Genomic DNA, 17129 nt, shown 5'->3' with positions numbered 1-17129 from the left:
ACACCGATGTCACGCCCCGATCGGGCGGCCGGCCTTCAGCAACAGCATGCCCGTCGATCGAATCGCCGGGCCAGTGGATCCGGCGCGGCCGCTACGGGAACTAGCGGTCGGCGTGCTCCGTCCGCATCGGGATCACAGCGGTGAGTGCGATGGCCACGATCGCGGCGGTGACCGAGATCAGGAACGCCGTATGGAATGCGTCGCGCGACGGTAGCTGGTGGTCTCCCAGCGTGATCGTCATATTGGCCAGGACCGCGCTCATCACCGCGGCCGAGGTGGAGGTGCCGACCGAGCGCATCAGCGCGTTCAACCCGTTCGCGGCGGCGGTCTCGGTGACCGGCACCGCCCCCATGATCAGCGCGGGCATCGCCGCGTAGGCCAGGCCCACACCGCCGGTGACCAGCACCGAGGCGATCATGATCTGCCAGACGCTGTCCATCATCGCGGACGCGCACAGGTAGCCGATACCGATCACCGCGGAACCGGCGCCCAGGGTCAGTTTCGGACTGAAACGCGCCGAGATCCGGGCCGATACCGGAGAGAGCAGCATCATGACGAAACCGCCGGGCGCCAGCGCGAGACCGGCAGCGACCATGGAAAGCCCCAGCCCGTACCCGCTTTCCGCCGGGGCCATCAGCAGCTGCGGGAAGGTGAGCGACATACCGTAGAGCGCGAACCCGACCGCGATCGAGGCGATATTGGTGAACAGCACCCGCGGGCGCGCGGAGACGCGCAGATCGACCAGCGGATGACGCCGCCGCAGCTCGTAGCGGCCCCAGCCGAGGAACACCACGATCGAGACGGCGAACAGGGTCAGGATGGAGGTGCTGGTCCACCCCCACTGCGCACCCTGAGTAATCGCGATCAGCAGAGCCAGCAGGGCGGTCGCCAGTCCGGCGGCGCCACCGAAGTCGAAGGGCGCCGGAGTGCGGACCGGTGATTCCGGAACGAACCGGAAGATCAGCACCGCCCCTGCTACGCCCATCCCGGCCGCCGCCCAGAACAGGACGTGCCAGTCGGCGTTCTCGGCGATCACGGCGGCCAGCGGCAACCCGATCGCACCGCCGACGCCGAGCGTGGAACTCATCACGGCCATCGCCGAACCCACCCGTTCGGGCGGGAGTTCGTCGCGCATGATGCTGATACCCAGCGGGATCGCGCCGATCGCCACTCCCTGCAGCGCGCGTCCGGCCACCGAGGGGATCAGCGAGGAGGACATCGCGCAGAGAACGGATCCGGCGATCATCGCGAGCAGGTCCAGCAGCAGAATGCGGCGTTTGCCGAACATATCCCCGAGCCGGCCGCTGATCGGCGTACACACCGCCGAGGCGAGCAGCGTCACCGTGATCACCCAGGACGCGTTGGTGGCCGTGGTGTTCAGGAGGGCAGGCAGACTCGGTATCAGCGGAACGACCAGCGTCTGCATGAGCGAGACCACGATGCCGATGGTGCTGAGCGTGGCGATCAGCAGGGTGGGCGACACCGCCGGACGACCCCGTTCGTCGGATCTGGAGGGGTCGTCGGCTACGGCAGTCACGCTTATGCACGTTACATACCCTGTGTATCCTGCACAATTTGTAATCGGGCGAATCAGGCGAGATAGTGTCCGAATGTCCGATTCGGCTGCCTCGCCCGCCGCGACCGCGGCGGACCGCCGGGACCCCGCCGTCCTGGCGCGGCTCGTCCTGGAACTGACCCTGCTGTCCAGGCAATATCCGGCCCCGCGCCGGAATTCGCCGTTCCAGCTGGACAGATCCGCCTATCTGATCCTCACCCGGCTGCAACTCGGGCAACCACTGTCGCTGCGCGAACTGGCCGAGGCGTTCGGTCTCGATGTCTCCACCGTCAACCGGCAGGTCGCCGCCATGCTGGACCAGGACCTGGTGGAGCGGGTGCCCGACCCCGACGGCGGGGTGGCGCGCAAGGTTCGCCCCAGCGACAAGGGGATGCGGCTGTTCGAAGCGGATCTCGCCCTCCAGCGCCACGGTGTGGGCAAGGTGCTCGCGGACTGGCCCGACGGCGAGGTCGACGAACTGGTCCGGCTGCTGGAGCAGTTCAACGAGGGCGTCGAGGGCTTGGCCCGCCACCCCTGGCCGCGCCCGCTGCGCACCGCGAATTCACCTGGTGGATAACGGCATACTCGCCGGTCACCCGGTGTTCTCCGGCAGCCGGTACCGTTGAGCCATGATCACGCTCAAAAAAGAAGACGGCGCAGCGGATCTCGACGGGATCTCCAAGCTGAGTGTCGGAGTCAGCTGGGACCCGTCCGCTGGCGCCAGCGGTGGCGCGCTCGGCTGGGCGCGCCGCAAGAAGGGGGTGGACCTGGACCTCATCGCCATCCTCATGCAGGGCAGCGAGCCGGTCCGCTTCGCCGGCCTCGATTCGCTGGACCCGCTGGGCAACAACTCCGTCCTGCACTCCGGTGACGAGCAGACCGGTTCGGCCGCCGGTGACGACGAGACAGTGCACGTCACCTTCTCCGATGTCCCCGGCGGTATCGACGGGATCATCTTCGTCGCGGCAGCCTTCAAGAAGGGCAGCTCCTTCGAGAAGGCGAACAATATCTCGTTCAAGGTCTACGACGCCTCCGGCGGCAGCAGCCAGCAGGTCGCCGATATCTGGCCCTCGCTGCTGGGCGCCGATAACGCCAACGCGGTGGCCCGGGCGTTCCGCAATGGAAACGCCTGGAAGCTCGAGGTGCTCAACCGCAAGGGCAAGATCAAGCAGGGGGACAAGCAGGCGCTGCTGCGTTTCGCCATGGGTGGCGGTCAGTAGTCGGAGGGCGTGGTCCGGCACGGACGCCGATCACAACGAACCGCGATCTGGGCGCCGCCGGACTCCACAAGGGAGAACTGAACGCGCCCGGGATGATAGGGCGGATACCCGCGCCCGGCCGGTTCCTCGCAGGTGAGCCGCCCGAGATCGGCGCCGACCAGACGTGCGGAATCGGCCGGCCGTCGCAACCACCGGGGGTCAGCCGGGACCGGCCGACCACCCGGACCAGCGGGTGATTTCCAGCGTGAGCACCGGCCCTGGTGGCGGCTGGGTTTCGTACACAGGGTAGCGGGCGGTGAGCAGCTCGATACCGTGTCGCCCGGCGTCATCTGCGGCAACCTGCGCTGTTCCGTCGGCGCGCACCCACCACAACTGTGACCAGTCGTCTTCGTACACATCGGCGAGCACCGCAACCGCCGGGTGGGCGGCGATATTCGCCAGGCGGCGCAGCGCTGTGGTGGATTTCGGTTTGGCGTCGACGGCGGTGTACAGCGTGTCACCGTCGAGGGCGAAGACGATGGGCACGATATGTGGTCGTCCTTCGGGAGTCACCGTGGCCAGCCGGGCTACGCGTTGGTCGCCGAAACGGGCCCGTGCCTGCCGCTCGTCGAGCCGCATCAGCGCCGCCGGCCGCGCAGATAGTCACTGACCACGGCAGTGCCCAGCCCGTCCAGATCGGGTGCCACCACCCGGCCACCGCTGCGCCGGGCCACCAGATCCACGAAAGCGGCCAGCCGCGGTTCCGCACCGAGCATGAACACCGAGATCGACGCACCGAGCTTGGCCAGCGAGTCCACCTGCACCATGGTCATGGCCAGGGTGCGGCGATCCGGCGGCCAGTTGAAATAGGCGGTGCCGTCGGCTTCGAGATGCGCGGTCGGTTCGCCGTCGGTGACCACCAGCACCACCGGCACCGCGTCGGGATGACGGCGCAGATGCCGCCCGGCCAGCAGCAACGCGTGATGCAGATTGGTGCCCTGCTCCCAGACCGGTTCCAGCGCGGTCAGTTCCCCGATCTCCACGGTTCCGGCGTGCCGGCCGAAGGTGATCAGGCTCAGGGCGTCGGACCGGAAACGGGTGCTGATCAGGTGTTGCAGTGCCAGTGCGGTGCGTTTCATCGGCACCCAGCGGCCGTCCTGCACCATCGACCACGAGGTGTCGACGCATAACGCCACCACCGCCCGGGACCGCTGCTCGGTTTCGGCGATCTCCACATCCGCGACATCCAGGGTGACCGTACGGCTCCCGGTGGAGGCGGAACGCAAAACCGCATTGCGCACGGTTCGCGAGACGTCCCACGGTTCGGTATCGCCGAACTGCCAGGGCCGGCTCGCGCCGGTGGGCTCGCCCGCCGCGCCCGCCCGCGCGGTCTCACGCTGACCCTTCCGGGACCGCAACTGCCCGACGATATCCCGTAGCGCCACCTCGCCGAGCCGGCGCAGCGCTTTGGGGGTGAGGCGCAGCGATCCGTCGGGTGCCCGGTCGAACAGCCCTTGGCGGCGTAGCTCGCGTTCCAGTTCGGCGAGGCGGGCGGCGTCCACCCGGGCGTCGGCGCCGAGCTGGCGTTCCAGCATCTCCAGATCGATATCCTCGAGCCGCGCCCCGGGATAGGACTGCGCGAGCTGGGCGGCGAGCTCGTCGAGTTCGCCGAGATCCTGCATCGCCTGAACCGCTTCGCCCATCCCCAGCGGGTCCTGGCCGCGGAACCGGCGCCCGGATTCCCAGTCCTGGCCCGGACGCAGCGCCCGCAGATTCGCGTCGAGACCGGCGATCTGCTGCGCGATGGCCGGGTCGCCGAAGGCCTGCCCCATCAGTTCGTTCAATTCCGCGCGCTGCTGGTCCGACATCGAGTTCATCATCCGCTGGGCCGCGGCGGCGCGGGCGGCCAGCGTATCGATCAGTTCCTCGGTATCCCGGGGGTTCTCCGGAAAGAACTCACCGTGCTCGGCCATGAAGTCGGCGAACTGCTGTCCGGTGTCCTCGCCGCGGCCGTGCGCGGCGAGCAGGTCGTTGAGATCCGACATCATCCGCCGGACCCGTTCCACATCCTGCGGTGTGGCGTTCTGCAACGCCTGTTTCATACCCTGGAAACGGGATTCGAGCAGTTCCTCGCCGAGCAGGTCCCGGATCTTGCGGTAGTTCTCGCGGCCGGTTTCGGATCGCCACTCGTATTCGCTCAGTTCGCTGACGGCGCCCGCGGTGCCCGAAGGCAACGCGTCCAATCGCATTTCGGCGAACCGAGCGTCGTCGGAGGGGTCGGGGAACAGCGCCCGGCGTTCGGCTTCCAGGGCCTGGTCCAGCAGTTCGCGCACCTGCTGGAGCGTGCCGTCGAGCCGGTGAGACCGGGAGATCTCGGCCCGCCGTTGCCATAACCGGCGGGTCAGTTCCTCCAGGCCCGGCAGGTCCTTGGTCCCGCGGCGCAGCAGTTCCTCCAGCGCGGAACGCGGCGACGAGCCCTCCATCACCTCGCGCCCGATATCGGCCAGCGCCTCCCGCAGATCGAGCGGGGGCGCCAGCGGGTCCGGCCCGTCGTGGTAGGGCCCGTAGGAGTATCGGTCGCCGGCTGTCATCACGCCTCTTCCATCCGGGCGGTCACCCGCCGTATACCGCCGTGCCCTCGTCGTCGGAGTCCTTGGCCACCTGCCGTGCCAGGTACAGCGATTCCAGCGCGAATTCGACCGCCGAGGCGATCCGCTGCGCCGGATCGCCGGGATCCACACCGAGCCGGACGGCCACTTCGTGCAGCACCGGAAGTTCGGGGAGGGCGGAGAGCACCTGCGCCCCGGGCACCCTTTCGCCGGTGGTCACCAGATGGCCTTCGTCCACCGCCTCGGCCAGCGGCCGCAGGTCCAGCCCGCCCAGCCGGTCGCGGGCGGTATCGGCGAACGCCCGCCGCAGCAGATGGGTCAGATGTTCCTGTTCCCGGCCCTCTTCACCGGATTCGAACTCCAGTTTGCCGCGCAGCACCGCCGGAACCGATTCCAGATCGACCGGGCGGGCGACGGCCGGGTTCTCACCGGTGAGCGCGGCGCGGCGCAGCGCCGCCGCCGCCACGGTCTCGGCCGCGGCCACCGCGAAGCGCGCGGAGACGCCGGAGCGCTGATCGATGGCCGGGGATTCGCGCAGCCGGCGCACGAATCGCGCGAGCACCTCGATCAGCGGATCGCCCACCTCGGCGACCAGGTCGGCTTCCTGCCGCACCAGCGCCATCTCGGCCTCGACGGTGAGCGGATAGTGGGTCCGGATCTCGGCGCCGAAGCGGTCCTTGAGCGGGGTGATGATACGACCGCGGTTGGTGTAGTCCTCGGGGTTCGCGGTCGCGAGCAGCAGGACGTCCAGCGGCAGCCGCAGCGTATAGCCGCGTACCTGGATATCGCGCTCCTCCATCACGTTCAGCAGTGCCACCTGGATCCGCTCGGCCAGGTCGGGCAGTTCGTTGACGGCCACGATGCCCCGGTGCGCCCGCGGCACCAGGCCGAAGTGGATGGTCTCCGGGTCGCCGAGGCTGCGGCCCTCCGCGACCTTCACCGGATCGACATCGCCGATCAGATCGCCCACCGAAGTATCGGGGGTGGCGAGTTTCTCCGCGTACCGCTGCGACCGGTGCCGCCAGGCGACCGGCAGGTCGTCGCCGAGCTCGGCGGCCCGCCGCAGCCCCTCCGGGCTGATCGGCTCCAGCGGGTGCTCACCCAGTTCCAGACCGTCGATCACCGGAGTCCATTCGTCGAGCAACCCGATGATCGTCCGCAGCAGTCGCGTCTTCCCCTGCCCGCGTTCGCCGAGCAGCACCACGTCGTGGCCCGCCAGCAGTGCCCGCTCCAGCTGCGGCAGCACCGTCCGCTCGAACCCCACGATCCCGGGCCAGGGCTCCTGCCCGGAACCCAGCCGGGCCAGCAGATTCTCCCGGATCTCGGCCTTCACACTTCGCGGCGCGTATCCGGCCGCCCGCAACGCGCCCGCGGTGGCGGGCAGGTCTGTTGGCACAGTCACCTCCTCGACGCTACGACGATTTCGCCCATAGGTCGACAGTTACCTGCGTCCGGCCCCGCATCGAGGTCCCCGGCAGGACCCGCCGGACACCCGCCGAGGTCCCTCAGGACCCGCCGGAACCCAGCCGGTCGCGCAACACCGGCACACCCTCGCCGGTCAGGTCGGCGAACGCGGCCGCCCGCGCCGAGGCGATCAGCAGCAGCCCGAGGAGCGGCCCCCGCACCTCCGGCCCGGAACCCGCCGTGAAGTCGGTGTCCGCGGCCACCAGGGTGAGCCCCGCGGTGAGCTCCTTACCGCCGCCGAAGCTCGCCGTGGTGCGCAGCTGCAATCGCAGCGCATCGGCCACCGCCGGCTCCGGATACGCCCGCGTGATGCCGAGCGGACGCCGGATGTCCTCCCCGTGCACGATCATCTCCACCAGCCGGCTGTCGAGCGGGGCCGGCGGAGTGACCGTCCGGTCCACCACGCCGCGCAGCCGGTCCAGCGTCTGCGCGGGCGTGGCAGCGCGTTCCCGCAGCACGCCGTACGCGGTGAACCGGTCGAAATCGAATCGCGCCCGGGCGAATTCCCAGGTGAAGCCGAGCCGGGTGGTTTTCGACGACGCGACGATATGGGCGACCACATCGTGCACCGTCCACTCCGCGCACAGCGACGGTGTGTCCCACTGCCGGTCGGTGAGTCCGTCCAGATCGGCGATGAGCGCGATCCGCTCCGCACGGACGGTCGGCCAGACATCCTGCACAATTCCTCCCTCGGGCACGGGCCGGCGAGCCGGACGTCCCGGCGCCGCCGGATCGAGTCGGCGCCCGGCCGGTGGGTCGCTACCGGCCGGGAGCCCGGCTACCGCGCGGGCAGCGCGGCGGCACCGTGGCAGAAGGCAGAGTACGGCTCGGCACCGACATGCGGGGCGAACCGGCGCACCCGGTCAGCCGCGCCGGGCGCCCGCGGCCACCGCCTCGCCCCAGAGCCGCCGCAGGATCTCCGCCGCCGGTTCCACCGTGGCGTCCCGGTAGCCGCTACCCGCCCAGAGCGCCATATCGTCGGGCACCCCCTGTTCGGCCGCGGCGGCGCGCACCGGGCTGGTGAGGTGGTGCAGCTGCGGATAGGCGGCGGGCGCGTCCGCGTCGTGTGCCGCGATGAACCGGTTGGCCAGCCCCCGCGCCGGACGGCCGGAAAAAGCACGGGTCACGACGGTCTCGGTGAATCGGGGATCGACGAGGGCGTCTTTGTGCGCGGCCTTGGCCCCCGACTCCGGACTCCGGAGCAGCAGCGTGCCGAGCTGGACGGCCGCGGCGCCGTGGGCCAGCGCCGCGGCGATCGCGGCACCGTCGCCGATTCCGCCCGCCGCGATCACGGGCAGCGGCGATCGGCCCGCGATCTCGTCGAGCAGGGTGTGCAGGGGCGTGGTCCCCGGCTCGTCCTCGACGTGGAAGGTCGCCCGATGACCGCCGCCGTCGGGCCCTTGCACGCAGAGCGCGTCGACCCCCGCCGCCTCCGCGAGGCGCGCCTCGGTGAGGTCGGTGACCGTGGCGATCACCGCGCTACCCGCCGCGCGAAGCCGGTCGACGGCCCGCCGGGGCGGCAGCCCGAACGTCAGCGACACCACCGGGACCCGCTGTTCGACCAGCAGATCGACTTTTTCGCCGAACCGGTCGTCGTCGCGATCCCGGACCGCGGGCGGTTCGATCCCGTATCGCCGCGCGGTCTCCCGCAACCGCTCCCGGTACCGCGCCACGGCCTCGGCGTCGAACGAGTTCTCCTGCGGTACGAACAGGTTCACCCCGAACGGCGCCGGCGTCCGTTCCCGCACCGCCCGGATCTGCTCCGCCACGGCTTCGGGCGTTTTGTACCCGGCGGCCAGGAATCCGAGCCCACCGGCCTCGGCGACGCTCACCACCAGCTCCGGGGTCGAGGGGCCGCCGGCCATCGGTGCGGCGATCAGCGGGACAGCGAGATCTGCGAGAGCGAACACGAATCCACCTCCGGGTCGGTAATCCGAACCCGACGATACCCATCCCGCCGGTTTCCCCGGCGCGCACTCGTGCGACGCGGTCAGACCTGGTCACGCAGCATTTCGCTGGGCCGGGCCGCGCGAGAGGGGCCATCGTGTTCTGCGCGCTGCCGGTGGCCGCCCTCTCCTATGTCGTGACCAAGAACATCTGGGTCTCCACCGGCGCCCATATCGTCAACGACTGGGCGCTGTTCGGCCTCGGGCTCGCCGCCTCCGGCGCTTCGCTGCTGTAACAGCGTCGACACGGCCGCCCGTCCACCCGGATTCGGGAGCCGGGCCGGGAGATAATCCCGGCATCCCTGGTATCCGCCGACCTCCCGCAGGAGTGGGCATGACCGATACGTTCGTCATCGAACGCACGACCACCATCGCCGCACCGGAAACCGCGCTCCGGCCGCTCATCGACGATCTCCGCAACTGGCGCGACTGGTCGCCCTGGGAGGACGCCGACCCGGACCTGCGGCGGACGTATTCGGGGCCGGAATCGGGGGCGGGAGCCCATTACGAGTGGGAGGGCAACCGGAAGGCCGGGGCCGGCTCGATGACCGTCATCACCTCCGGACCCGGTCGCATCACCATCGACCTCGAGTTCCGCAAACCGTTCAAGAACCGCAACGATGTGCTCTTCGTGCTCGAACCGGCCGGCAATATGACCGAGGTCACCTGGCGGATGAGCGGGACCAAGAACCTGTTCCTGAAGCTTTTCGGCTTTTTCTATCCAATGGACAAGGTCGTCGGCCCGGATTTCGAGAAGGGCCTGGCGCGGTTGAAGGCGCTCGCCGAAGGCAACTGAGGTCCCGCCGGCCTCGAGGTTCCCCGAGGCCGGCGGCGGCTCAGAAACGGTCCTTGTGCTCGGTCACCCATTCGGTGAAGGTGCGGGCGGGCCGGCCGAGTATCCGGTCCACAGTTCCGTCGGGGGTCCGCGCTTCGACGGGCGGGTCGGCGTGCCAGCCGATCACGTATTCGGCGTCGGCCCGCGGCACCCCGCTCCGGGTCAGCCGTTCGATGGCCTGTCCGGCACTCAACTGCTCGAACCGCACCTCCCGGCCGAGCGCGGCGGCCAGTATCGCGACCCGCTCCCGGGTGGTCAGTGCCTGCGGCCCGTTGAGGTTGTAGGCCCGGCCCGCGTGCCCGTCCTCGGTGAGGGCGGCCGCGGCGACGGCGCCGAGGTCTGCCTCGTGCACCACCGCGCTGGGCAGGTCGAACGGTTCGCGCACCACCGATTCGTCCCGGATGGAATCGGACCAGGTGAGAGCGTTGGACATGAATTCCTGTGGTTCGAGCCGGGTCCAGGCCACACCCGATTCCGCGACCGCGTTCTCCGCGGGACCCACGTAGCCGCCCCACAGGATCGTGATCCGCTCGACCCCGGCCGATACCGCGCGGCGCACGAGTTCGGGCCCGGTCTCGGCGACTCCGGCGGTGACGGTGATATGCAATCCGGTGACGCCGTCGAAGACACCTTCCAGTGATCGCGGCTCGGTATGCGAACCGGACACCAGTTCCGTACCCGCGGGCAGCAGGCTTTCCGCCCGCCGCGGATCCCGGGTGAGCGCACGGACGCTGCGACCCCGTTCCAGCAGTTCCGCCACCACATGCCTGCCGGTGTTACCTGTTGCGCCCGTTACCAATATCGACATCTCGAACTCCTTTCCGAGACCGAACGCTAAGACCTGAACAATGATTGAGGTCAAGTGCCGGTTTCCCGGCGAGCGGTCCGCCGGGTTACCGCGCGCAACACCGCATCCATGAGCGAGCAGTCACCCGCGTGCGCCGCGATCTCAGTCGGACGTCGATGGGTCCGGGATGGCGAAGCCGGTGACCTTGGAGGGCGTCACCCGGACGATGAACCGGCGGAGATCCTCCGGTTCAGCGGATGGCTCCTGGCCCAGATACTTCTGGGACAGCCGCCGCGGCAGGGATTTATCCGGGTCCTCGATCAGTTCGGCGGTGCCCTGAATATCGATGGACCGGTACGGGTTCGAGGCATCGATGACCGTGATCCCGATCCGGTTGTCCCGGTCGAGGTTGCGGACCTTGCGGCGGCCGGTCGTCGAGGAGAACTGCACGGTATCGCCGTCCCGCTCGATCCAGACCACCGAGGTGTGCGGGGCGCCGTCGGGCTGGATGGTCGCCACCGTGGCGAAATTCCTGCCATCCAGCAGTTCGCGCGCCGATCGGTCGAATTCCACAGTCATGATCCGTCCATTCTCTTCGTCGTTTCTTCGAGTGAATTCGATTGCGGTACAAATATTCTGGGTTGAGCAGGCAGGTCTCGGTCAGGGCACCGGCGCCGGTCCGGGTACCGGTGCGGCGTTGGTCGCCGGCCGTAATACCGTGTAGGCCACCAGCAGCGCCGCCACCAGCAATCCGGCCGCGATACCGAAGGCCAGCCGGAAACCGCCCGTCAGCGCCTCGGCAGCCGGCGCGCCGGTGGTGAGCAGGGTGGCCGTGCGCGCGGCGGCGAGCGTGGACAGCACCGCGACCCCGAGCGCCATACCGATCTGCTGGGTGGTGTTGAACAAACCGGACACCAGGCCCGCGTCGCCGGCGTCGGCGCCGGACATGCCCAGCGCGGTGAGCGCGGGCAGAACCAGTCCGAATCCGGCGATCAGCACCATCATCGGCAGCAGATCGGTGAGGTAGGAGGCGTGCACCGGCAACCGGGTGAGCCAGAGCATCGCCCCGAGCAGCAGGGTCAGTCCGGCGAGCAGCACCGCGCGTTCGCCGAATCGGGTGTTCAGCCGTGCCGAGACGAACAGCGATACCCCGCCGATCGCCGCCGCGGCCGGGAGCAGCGCCAACCCCGTCTGCAGGGCGTTGTACCCGAGCACTCGCTGCATATAGAGGGCGACCAGGATCTGGAAGGCGAACATCGCCGATACGGTCAGCATCTGCACGGCGTTCGCGCCGGAGACACTGCGGGAGCCGAAGATCCGCGGCGGCAGCAGGGGGTCACGCACCAGGTTCTGCCGGACGGCGAACGCGATCAGCAGGGCCAGCGATACCGCGCCGAGTCCGAGCGTGCGGCCCGCGAGCCAGCCGTGCTGCTCCACACCGACGATCGTGTAGATCCCGAGCATCAGCCCCGCGGTGACCAGCGCGGCACCCGGGACATCCGCCTTGCCGGCCCGGGTCGTACCGCGATCCGCCGGAAGAACTTTCACCGCCAGGGCGAGGGTGGCCAGGCCGATCGGGATGTTGATGAAGAAGATCCAGTGCCAGCCGAACGCGTCGGTGAGCACACCGCCGAGCACCTGGCCGAGTGCCGCGCCCGCGGCGCCGGTGAAGCTGAACACCCCGATGGCGACCTTGCGTTCCCCGGCCTCGGTGAACAGCGTGACGAGGATGCCGAGCGCCACCGCGGAGGCGAACGCGCTGCCCACGCCCTGCAGGAATCGCGCCACGATCAGGAGAGCGGGGCCGGTGGCCGCCCCGGCCACCAGGGACGCGACGGTGAAGACGGCGTTTCCGAGCAGGAACATCGACCTGCGGCCGAGCAGATCACCCAGCCGGCCGGCCAGCAACAGCAGCCCGCCGAAGGCGATCAGATAACCGTTGACGACCCAGCTCAGCCCGGCGGCGGTGAACCCGAGGTCCCGCTGGATCTCCGGTAGCGCCACGGTGACGATGCTGCCGTCGAGGATCGTCATCAGCGTCGCGGCCGATAAGACCGCCAGCGCGAGGCGTTTCGGGTAACTCATGGTGCTCTCCTGTCCAGGATCCGACAGAAGAGACTGTAGTAGATAGTTTCGTTGCAGACAATCTATTCACGAACTACTGCCGCGCGCGGCGCGCCGCCGGGGGCGCCTCCGGCGCGGCGGCGAGATGCCCCTCGGTCAATCGCCGCAATGCGCGCAGCAGGATCTCGCGCTCCGCGGACGGCAGGGATTCGAGCGCCGCCCGATGGACACCGTCGACGATCTCCTGACTCCGCGTCGCCATATCCCGCCCCGCGGCGGTGACCGCGATGATCCGCGCCCGCCGGTCGGTCGCGGCGGGGCGGCGCTCGGCCAGTCCGGCCCGCTCCAGCGCGTCGACCGTGACCACCATGGTGGTCTTGTCCATATCCCCGATCACCGCCAGCTGGGCCTGGGTTCGCTCCTCTTCCAGGGCGTGGACCAGCACGCAGTGCATCCGGGCGGTCAGCCCGATCTCGGCCAGCGCGGCGGCCATCCGGCCACGGAGAACATGGCTGGTGCGGTCCAGCAGGAAGGACAGGTCCGGTTCGGCTGCGACAGGGGCCATAGCGGTCATGACCCCATGATAGTTCCGTTACAGACGATCTACCCTCGCCCCTGACGGGCGGGGAGGTTCCCGACCGGGACAGCCCGGCCGACCCCGGGTAACGGCCGGGGCGCGGGGATGGTCAGGGCTTACGTGCGACCCCGGCGTACCCGGGAATCTTCGTGTCCATCGACGCCGGCGGCTCGATCGGCGGGCGCCACCGGTGGATCGGCACGAGTCCCGGTTCGAGCAGGTCGAGCCCCTTGAACAGCGTGGCGATCCCGGCCTTGTCGCGGGGTTCGCAGAACAGACCGCGTTCCCGGTACACCGCCGCCGTCGCGGCGACCCCCTCGGGATCGAAATCGCCGGTCAGATACGTCATGGCCAGGTACGAGCCCGGCGGCAGCGCGTGCACCAGCGTTTCGGTGACGTCGTCGGCCCCGGGCACGAAGTTCAGCAGCGCGACCAGCGACAGCCCGATGGGCCGGTCGAAATCCAGGGTGCGCCGCGCGGCCTCCAGGATCTCCTCCGGCCGGGTGGCGTCGGCCTGGATGTAATCGGTACGCCCCTCCGGCGTGCCGACCATCAGTGCCCGCGCGTGCGCGAGCACGACCGGGTCGTTGTCCACATAGACCACCCGCGCCTCCGGGGCCTGCTCCTGGGCGACCTGGTGGAGATTCGGTGCGGTGGGGATTCCGGTGCCGATATCGAGGAACTGGCGCACACCCGCCTCGCCTGCGAGGAACCGCGTGACCCGGTGGATGAAACCGCGATTCTGCTGGGCCGCGAGCCGGACATCGGGCAGCGCCGCCAGCACCTGCTCGGCGGCCTCCGCATCGGCCGGATAGTGGTCCTTGCCGCCGAGATAGTAGTCGTACATCCGCGCGACATGCGGTTCCTGCTCGTTGAGGCCGGCCCTCGGTTCCATAGACGTCAATTTACAAGACCGGCATCATGTCTCGCGACCGTCGGTGATGCCCACCGGTGGAACCGCCGCGACCTACCCGGGGGCGGCGACCAGCCCTTCGCTCCGCAACCAGTCGTAGGCGACATCGGCCGGATCCTCGCCGTCGATATCGACGCGGCCGTTGAGTTCCTGCATCAGATCGTCCGTGAGGCGCTGCGAGATGGTGCCGAGCAACTCCCGCAACTGCGGATACCGCTCGATCACCTCCTCCCGCACCACCGCGGTACCGCTGTAGGGCAGGAAGAACTTCCGGTCGTCCGCCAGAACCACCAGATTCAGGTTCTTGACCCGGCCGTCGGTGGTGTAGATCATCCCGAAATTGCACGGCTGCCCCTCGGCCGTGGCCGTGTACACCACCCCCGCGTCCATCCGGGTGACATTCCCGGCCGGAACGCCGTTCGGATCGTTGTACGGGATTCCGTACTTCTGAAGCATCGGGACGAATCCATCGGAGCGGCTGAAGAATTCGTCGTCGACGCAGAAGGTGCGCTCGGCCACCGGAAGCGCGGCGACATCGGACAGCGATTTCACCCGCAGCCGTTCGGCGGTGGGCATGGACGCGCCGAACGCGTAGGTGTCGTTGAAGTTGGCCGGCGGCAGCCACTCCAGACCGTTCTCGCTCTTCTCGATATCGTGCACCCGCTGCCACAGTTCCTGCGGGTCGGAGATGGTCTCGGTCTGGTTGTGGTACGTGACCCAGCCGGTTCCGGTGTACTCCCAGAGAATATCGGCGTCGCCGTTGAGCTGGGCCTGCCGCGAGGACGCGGAACCGGGCGCGCCGGTCAGGTCGGCGACCTCGGCGCCGGCCGCGGCCAGATAGGTCGCGGTGATCTTGCCCAGCAGCACGCCCTCGGTGAAACTCTTCGAGGTGACGGTGAGTTCCGCCCCGTCCAGCGGTCGCGCGCCGTCGGGCAGCCGGGCGTCGTGGAACGTCCCGGACGAACTCACCAGACCGCATCCGGCCAGCAGCGATACCGTCGCGATGAGCACACCGATCAGCGTGACCGGCCGGGCACGTGACGCTCTCATGACACACCTCGTGGAGTCGCGGCCAGTTCGACGAGCCTGCCGAGCCAATCGATGATCAACGCCAGCAACGCGACGAGGACGGCGCCGGAGATGAGCAGTTTGGGCAGGAACAGGGTGACGCCGGTGGTGATGAGCGTGCCGAGGCTCGTCGCGCCGATGAAAGTGCTCAGGGTCGCCGTGCCGACCAGGATCACCAGCGCGGTCCGCACCCCGTTGAGAATGACCGGCACCGCCAGCGGCAGTTCGACCTGCAACAGCGTGCGCGCGCCCGAGAATCCGATGCCGCGCGCCGCCTCGATCGTGCGCTGATCCACCTGCCGCAATCCGACGATCGTGTTCTGCAGAATCGGCAGGATGGCGTAGACGACGAGACCGACGATCGCCGTGCGGAAGCCGGTGCCCAGCCAGAAGGTGAACAGCACCAGCAGGCCGACCGCGGGCGCCGCCTGACCGATATTGGCGATATTGACCGCCAGCGGCTCGAACCGTTTCAAGGTGGGACGGGTCAGCGCGATCCCCAGCGGAATCGCGAGGACGACCACGATCACCGTGGCCACCACGGTGAGCTTGACATGCTCGAGAATCGTCGTCTGCAGGCTGGACCAGCCGAGTGAGGCCTGTTCGGTGGGGGTGAGCGTCGCCGAGCGGTACCAGAGGATGTAGCCGATCCCGACGATGACGATGATCAGCGGTTCGAACCAGACGTCGATCGGCAGGCGCCGCAGCCGGTTCACGACGGGCCGGCCTTTCCGTTCTCCCCGCCCGCCGGTTGTCCGTCGGCATCCGCCGCGCCCGGATCGCCGCCGTCCGCCGTGCCGGTATCACTCGCGACACCGTCTTCGGGGCGGACCGGCGGTTCGTCGTCGGCCGCGACCACGGGGGTCGGCGCCGGATCGGTGCCGTCGACATAGGTCGTGTAGGAGACGGCGGCCGCGTCGTCGCGTACCTCCGCGAGTTTGTCCCGGATCAGCTCGGTGACCAAACCGATGCTCAGCGACCCCACCACTGCCCCGCGGCCGTCGGTGACGAGCGTGGCACCCTGGCTGGTGGCGAGCATCGCGTCTAGCGCGTCGTTGAGGGTCGACGACCGCGCCACCACCGGCAGCCGCCGGTCCAAGAAGTCCGAGACCTCCGGTTTGGTCGCCAATTCGGTGATGGTGGGCCACGACCGCGGCCGCCCCGCCGCATCGACCACCACGACCCAGGTGTGCCCGGCGGCCTTCGCGCGATCGATCACCGTCTGCGACGGTTCACCGACCCGGGCGGTCACCACCTCGTCTGATTCCACATCCCGTACCCGCTGCACGGTGAGGTACGCCAGTTTCGCGCCCGACCCGACGAATTCCTCCACGAACGGTGTCGCGGGATCGGTGAGGATCTCCTCGGGCCGCGCGTACTGCTCGACCTTGCCGCCCTCGGAGAGGATGAGCACCTTGTCGCCGAGTTTGGTGGCCTCCTCGAAATCGTGGGTGACGATCACGATGGTCTTACCGAGTTCGTGCTGGATTCCGATCAGACTGTCCTGGAGCCGGGCCCGGGTGATCGGATCGACCGCGCCGAACGGTTCGTCCATCAACAACACCGGCGGATCGGCCGCGAGCGCGCGGGCCACACCGACCCGCTGCTGCTGCCCGCCCGACATATCCTTGGGCAGCCGGTCGGCGTAGAGGGCAGGGTCCAGGCCGACCAGCTCGAGCAGGTATTCGACCCGTTCGGCGATCCGCTTCTTGTCCCAGCCGAGCACCCGCGGGATGGCGCCGATATTGCGGGCCACCGTCCAATGCGGGAACAACCCGCCGGATTGGATCACATACCCGATCGACTGCCGCAGCTTGTCGGGATCCTCTTTCGTGACATCGCGGCCGTCGATGCGGATCCGGCCCTCGGTCGGTTCGATCAACCGGTTGATCATCTTGAGTGTGGTGGTCTTGCCGCAGCCCGACGGCCCCACGAAGGCGACCATATGGCCTGCCTCGATCTCCAGGTCCAGGCGTTGCACCGCAGGCTTGTCCTGGCCCCGGAAGCGTTTGACGACGCCGTCCAGGTGGATGGCCGCACCGGTCACATTGCGGTCCGGCGACTCGGGGGCCGGCCGGTCGGTCACATCGGTCACTGCGCCTCCTTCGAAGC

General features: G+C 69.1%; 18 protein-coding genes. 4 read left to right on the top strand and 14 right to left on the bottom strand.

Annotated elements, in window-relative coordinates; genetic code table 11:
* Nucleotides 1–100 precede the first annotated feature (100 nt).
* On the bottom strand, nt 101–1426 hold the full coding sequence (locus tag AB0F41_RS20050) for an MFS transporter (RefSeq protein ID WP_357425910.1): 1326 nt from the start codon (nt 1424–1426) through the stop codon (nt 101–103).
* 184 nt (nt 1427–1610) lie between these two features.
* On the opposite strand from AB0F41_RS20050, the gene AB0F41_RS20045 reads away from it, so the two are divergent.
* A complete protein-coding gene (locus AB0F41_RS20045) occupies nt 1611–2132 on the top strand; it encodes a MarR family winged helix-turn-helix transcriptional regulator (protein ID WP_357425881.1) in 522 nt (173 codons plus the stop codon).
* 52 nt (nt 2133–2184) lie between these two features.
* Nucleotides 2185–2775, top strand: a complete 591-nt coding sequence (locus AB0F41_RS20040; protein ID WP_357425879.1) for a TerD family protein — start codon at nt 2185–2187, stop codon at nt 2773–2775.
* A gap of 198 nt (nt 2776–2973) precedes the next feature.
* Here AB0F41_RS20040 and AB0F41_RS20035 read toward each other — a convergent pair whose 3' ends face one another.
* From AB0F41_RS20035 to AB0F41_RS20015, 5 genes are all read right to left on the bottom strand, one after another.
* The gene (locus tag AB0F41_RS20035) at nt 2974–3393 is read right to left on the bottom strand and encodes a TIGR03668 family PPOX class F420-dependent oxidoreductase (RefSeq protein ID WP_357425877.1); all 420 of its coding nucleotides are present in this window, start codon (nt 3391–3393) and stop codon (nt 2974–2976) included.
* A complete protein-coding gene (locus AB0F41_RS20030) occupies nt 3393–5345 on the bottom strand; it encodes a VWA domain-containing protein (protein ID WP_357425875.1) in 1953 nt (650 codons plus the stop codon). Before AB0F41_RS20030 ends, AB0F41_RS20035 begins: the two co-directional genes overlap by 1 nt.
* Before the next feature lie 22 nt (nt 5346–5367).
* On the bottom strand, nt 5368–6765 hold the full coding sequence (locus AB0F41_RS20025) for a sigma 54-interacting transcriptional regulator (protein ID WP_357425873.1): 1398 nt from the start codon (nt 6763–6765) through the stop codon (nt 5368–5370).
* Between the two features lie 103 nt (nt 6766–6868).
* A complete protein-coding gene (locus AB0F41_RS20020) occupies nt 6869–7507 on the bottom strand; it encodes a maleylpyruvate isomerase family mycothiol-dependent enzyme (protein ID WP_357425871.1) in 639 nt (212 codons plus the stop codon).
* Nucleotides 7508–7690: 183 nt separating this feature from the next.
* Entirely contained in the window at nt 7691–8737 is a 1047-nt protein-coding gene (locus AB0F41_RS20015; RefSeq protein ID WP_357425869.1) for a nitronate monooxygenase, read from the bottom strand.
* 134 nt (nt 8738–8871) lie between these two features.
* Here AB0F41_RS20015 and AB0F41_RS20010 point away from each other — a divergent pair, with 134 nt between their 5' ends.
* Together AB0F41_RS20010 and AB0F41_RS20005 are read left to right on the top strand one after the other, a co-directional pair.
* Nucleotides 8872–9009: a hypothetical protein gene (locus AB0F41_RS20010; protein ID WP_357425867.1), complete on the top strand. Its 138-nt coding sequence runs from the start codon at nt 8872–8874 to the stop codon at nt 9007–9009.
* Nucleotides 9010–9107: 98 nt separating this feature from the next.
* On the top strand, nt 9108–9569 hold the full coding sequence (locus tag AB0F41_RS20005; protein ID WP_357425865.1) for an SRPBCC family protein: 462 nt from the start codon (nt 9108–9110) through the stop codon (nt 9567–9569).
* Nucleotides 9570–9609: 40 nt separating this feature from the next.
* Here AB0F41_RS20005 and AB0F41_RS20000 read toward each other — a convergent pair whose 3' ends face one another.
* From AB0F41_RS20000 to AB0F41_RS19965, 8 genes are all read right to left on the bottom strand, one after another.
* Nucleotides 9610–10416, bottom strand: coding sequence for an NmrA family NAD(P)-binding protein (locus tag AB0F41_RS20000; RefSeq protein WP_357425863.1), 807 nt, complete (start codon nt 10414–10416; stop codon nt 9610–9612).
* Nucleotides 10417–10557: 141 nt separating this feature from the next.
* Nucleotides 10558–10974: a PPOX class F420-dependent oxidoreductase gene (locus AB0F41_RS19995; RefSeq protein WP_357425861.1), complete on the bottom strand. Its 417-nt coding sequence runs from the start codon at nt 10972–10974 to the stop codon at nt 10558–10560.
* 81 nt (nt 10975–11055) lie between these two features.
* Complete coding sequence (locus AB0F41_RS19990; RefSeq protein WP_357425859.1) at nt 11056–12480, bottom strand: MFS transporter; 1425 nt, start codon at nt 12478–12480, stop codon at nt 11056–11058.
* Nucleotides 12481–12553: 73 nt separating this feature from the next.
* A complete protein-coding gene (locus AB0F41_RS19985) occupies nt 12554–13033 on the bottom strand; it encodes a MarR family winged helix-turn-helix transcriptional regulator (RefSeq protein ID WP_357425857.1) in 480 nt (159 codons plus the stop codon).
* A gap of 112 nt (nt 13034–13145) precedes the next feature.
* On the bottom strand, nt 13146–13931 hold the full coding sequence (locus AB0F41_RS19980) for an SAM-dependent methyltransferase (RefSeq protein ID WP_357425855.1): 786 nt from the start codon (nt 13929–13931) through the stop codon (nt 13146–13148).
* Between the two features lie 72 nt (nt 13932–14003).
* Nucleotides 14004–14999, bottom strand: coding sequence for a glycine betaine ABC transporter substrate-binding protein (locus AB0F41_RS19975; protein WP_357425853.1), 996 nt, complete (start codon nt 14997–14999; stop codon nt 14004–14006).
* Nucleotides 14996–15733: an ABC transporter permease gene (locus AB0F41_RS19970; RefSeq protein ID WP_357425851.1), complete on the bottom strand. Its 738-nt coding sequence runs from the start codon at nt 15731–15733 to the stop codon at nt 14996–14998. The genes AB0F41_RS19975 and AB0F41_RS19970 overlap by 4 nt, the downstream gene beginning before the upstream one ends.
* Nucleotides 15730–17112 carry an ABC transporter ATP-binding protein gene (locus tag AB0F41_RS19965; RefSeq protein ID WP_357425849.1) on the bottom strand — a complete coding sequence of 461 codons (1383 nt, stop codon included), beginning with the start codon at nt 17110–17112 and terminating at the stop codon, nt 15730–15732. The genes AB0F41_RS19970 and AB0F41_RS19965 overlap by 4 nt, the downstream gene beginning before the upstream one ends.
* Nucleotides 17113–17129 lie beyond the last annotated feature (17 nt).

The organism is Nocardia sp. NPDC024068, from assembly GCF_040638875.1.
In the GTDB taxonomy this organism is placed as follows: domain Bacteria; phylum Actinomycetota; class Actinomycetes; order Mycobacteriales; family Mycobacteriaceae; genus Nocardia.
This window is presented reverse-complemented; position numbering and strand designations above follow the sequence as displayed.

Excerpts from the sequence above, each read along its gene's own strand:
- AB0F41_RS20050 (WP_357425910.1), bottom strand. The coding sequence starts at position 1,426 with ATGCAGACGCTGGTCGTTCCGCTGATACCGAGTCTGCCTGCCCTCCTG.
- AB0F41_RS20045 (WP_357425881.1), top strand. The coding sequence starts at position 1,611 with ATGTCCGATTCGGCTGCCTCGCCCGCCGCGACCGCGGCGGACCGCCGG.
- AB0F41_RS20040 (WP_357425879.1), top strand. The coding sequence starts at position 2,185 with ATGATCACGCTCAAAAAAGAAGACGGCGCAGCGGATCTCGACGGGATC.
- AB0F41_RS20035 (WP_357425877.1), bottom strand. The coding sequence starts at position 3,393 with ATGCGGCTCGACGAGCGGCAGGCACGGGCCCGTTTCGGCGACCAACGC.
- AB0F41_RS20030 (WP_357425875.1), bottom strand. The coding sequence starts at position 5,345 with ATGACAGCCGGCGACCGATACTCCTACGGGCCCTACCACGACGGGCCG.
- AB0F41_RS20005 (WP_357425865.1), top strand. The coding sequence starts at position 9,108 with ATGACCGATACGTTCGTCATCGAACGCACGACCACCATCGCCGCACCG.
- AB0F41_RS20000 (WP_357425863.1), bottom strand. The coding sequence starts at position 10,416 with ATGTCGATATTGGTAACGGGCGCAACAGGTAACACCGGCAGGCATGTG.
- AB0F41_RS19995 (WP_357425861.1), bottom strand. The coding sequence starts at position 10,974 with ATGACTGTGGAATTCGACCGATCGGCGCGCGAACTGCTGGATGGCAGG.
- AB0F41_RS19990 (WP_357425859.1), bottom strand. The coding sequence starts at position 12,480 with ATGAGTTACCCGAAACGCCTCGCGCTGGCGGTCTTATCGGCCGCGACG.
- AB0F41_RS19985 (WP_357425857.1), bottom strand. The coding sequence starts at position 13,033 with ATGACCGCTATGGCCCCTGTCGCAGCCGAACCGGACCTGTCCTTCCTG.
- AB0F41_RS19980 (WP_357425855.1), bottom strand. The coding sequence starts at position 13,931 with ATGGAACCGAGGGCCGGCCTCAACGAGCAGGAACCGCATGTCGCGCGG.
- AB0F41_RS19975 (WP_357425853.1), bottom strand. The coding sequence starts at position 14,999 with ATGAGAGCGTCACGTGCCCGGCCGGTCACGCTGATCGGTGTGCTCATC.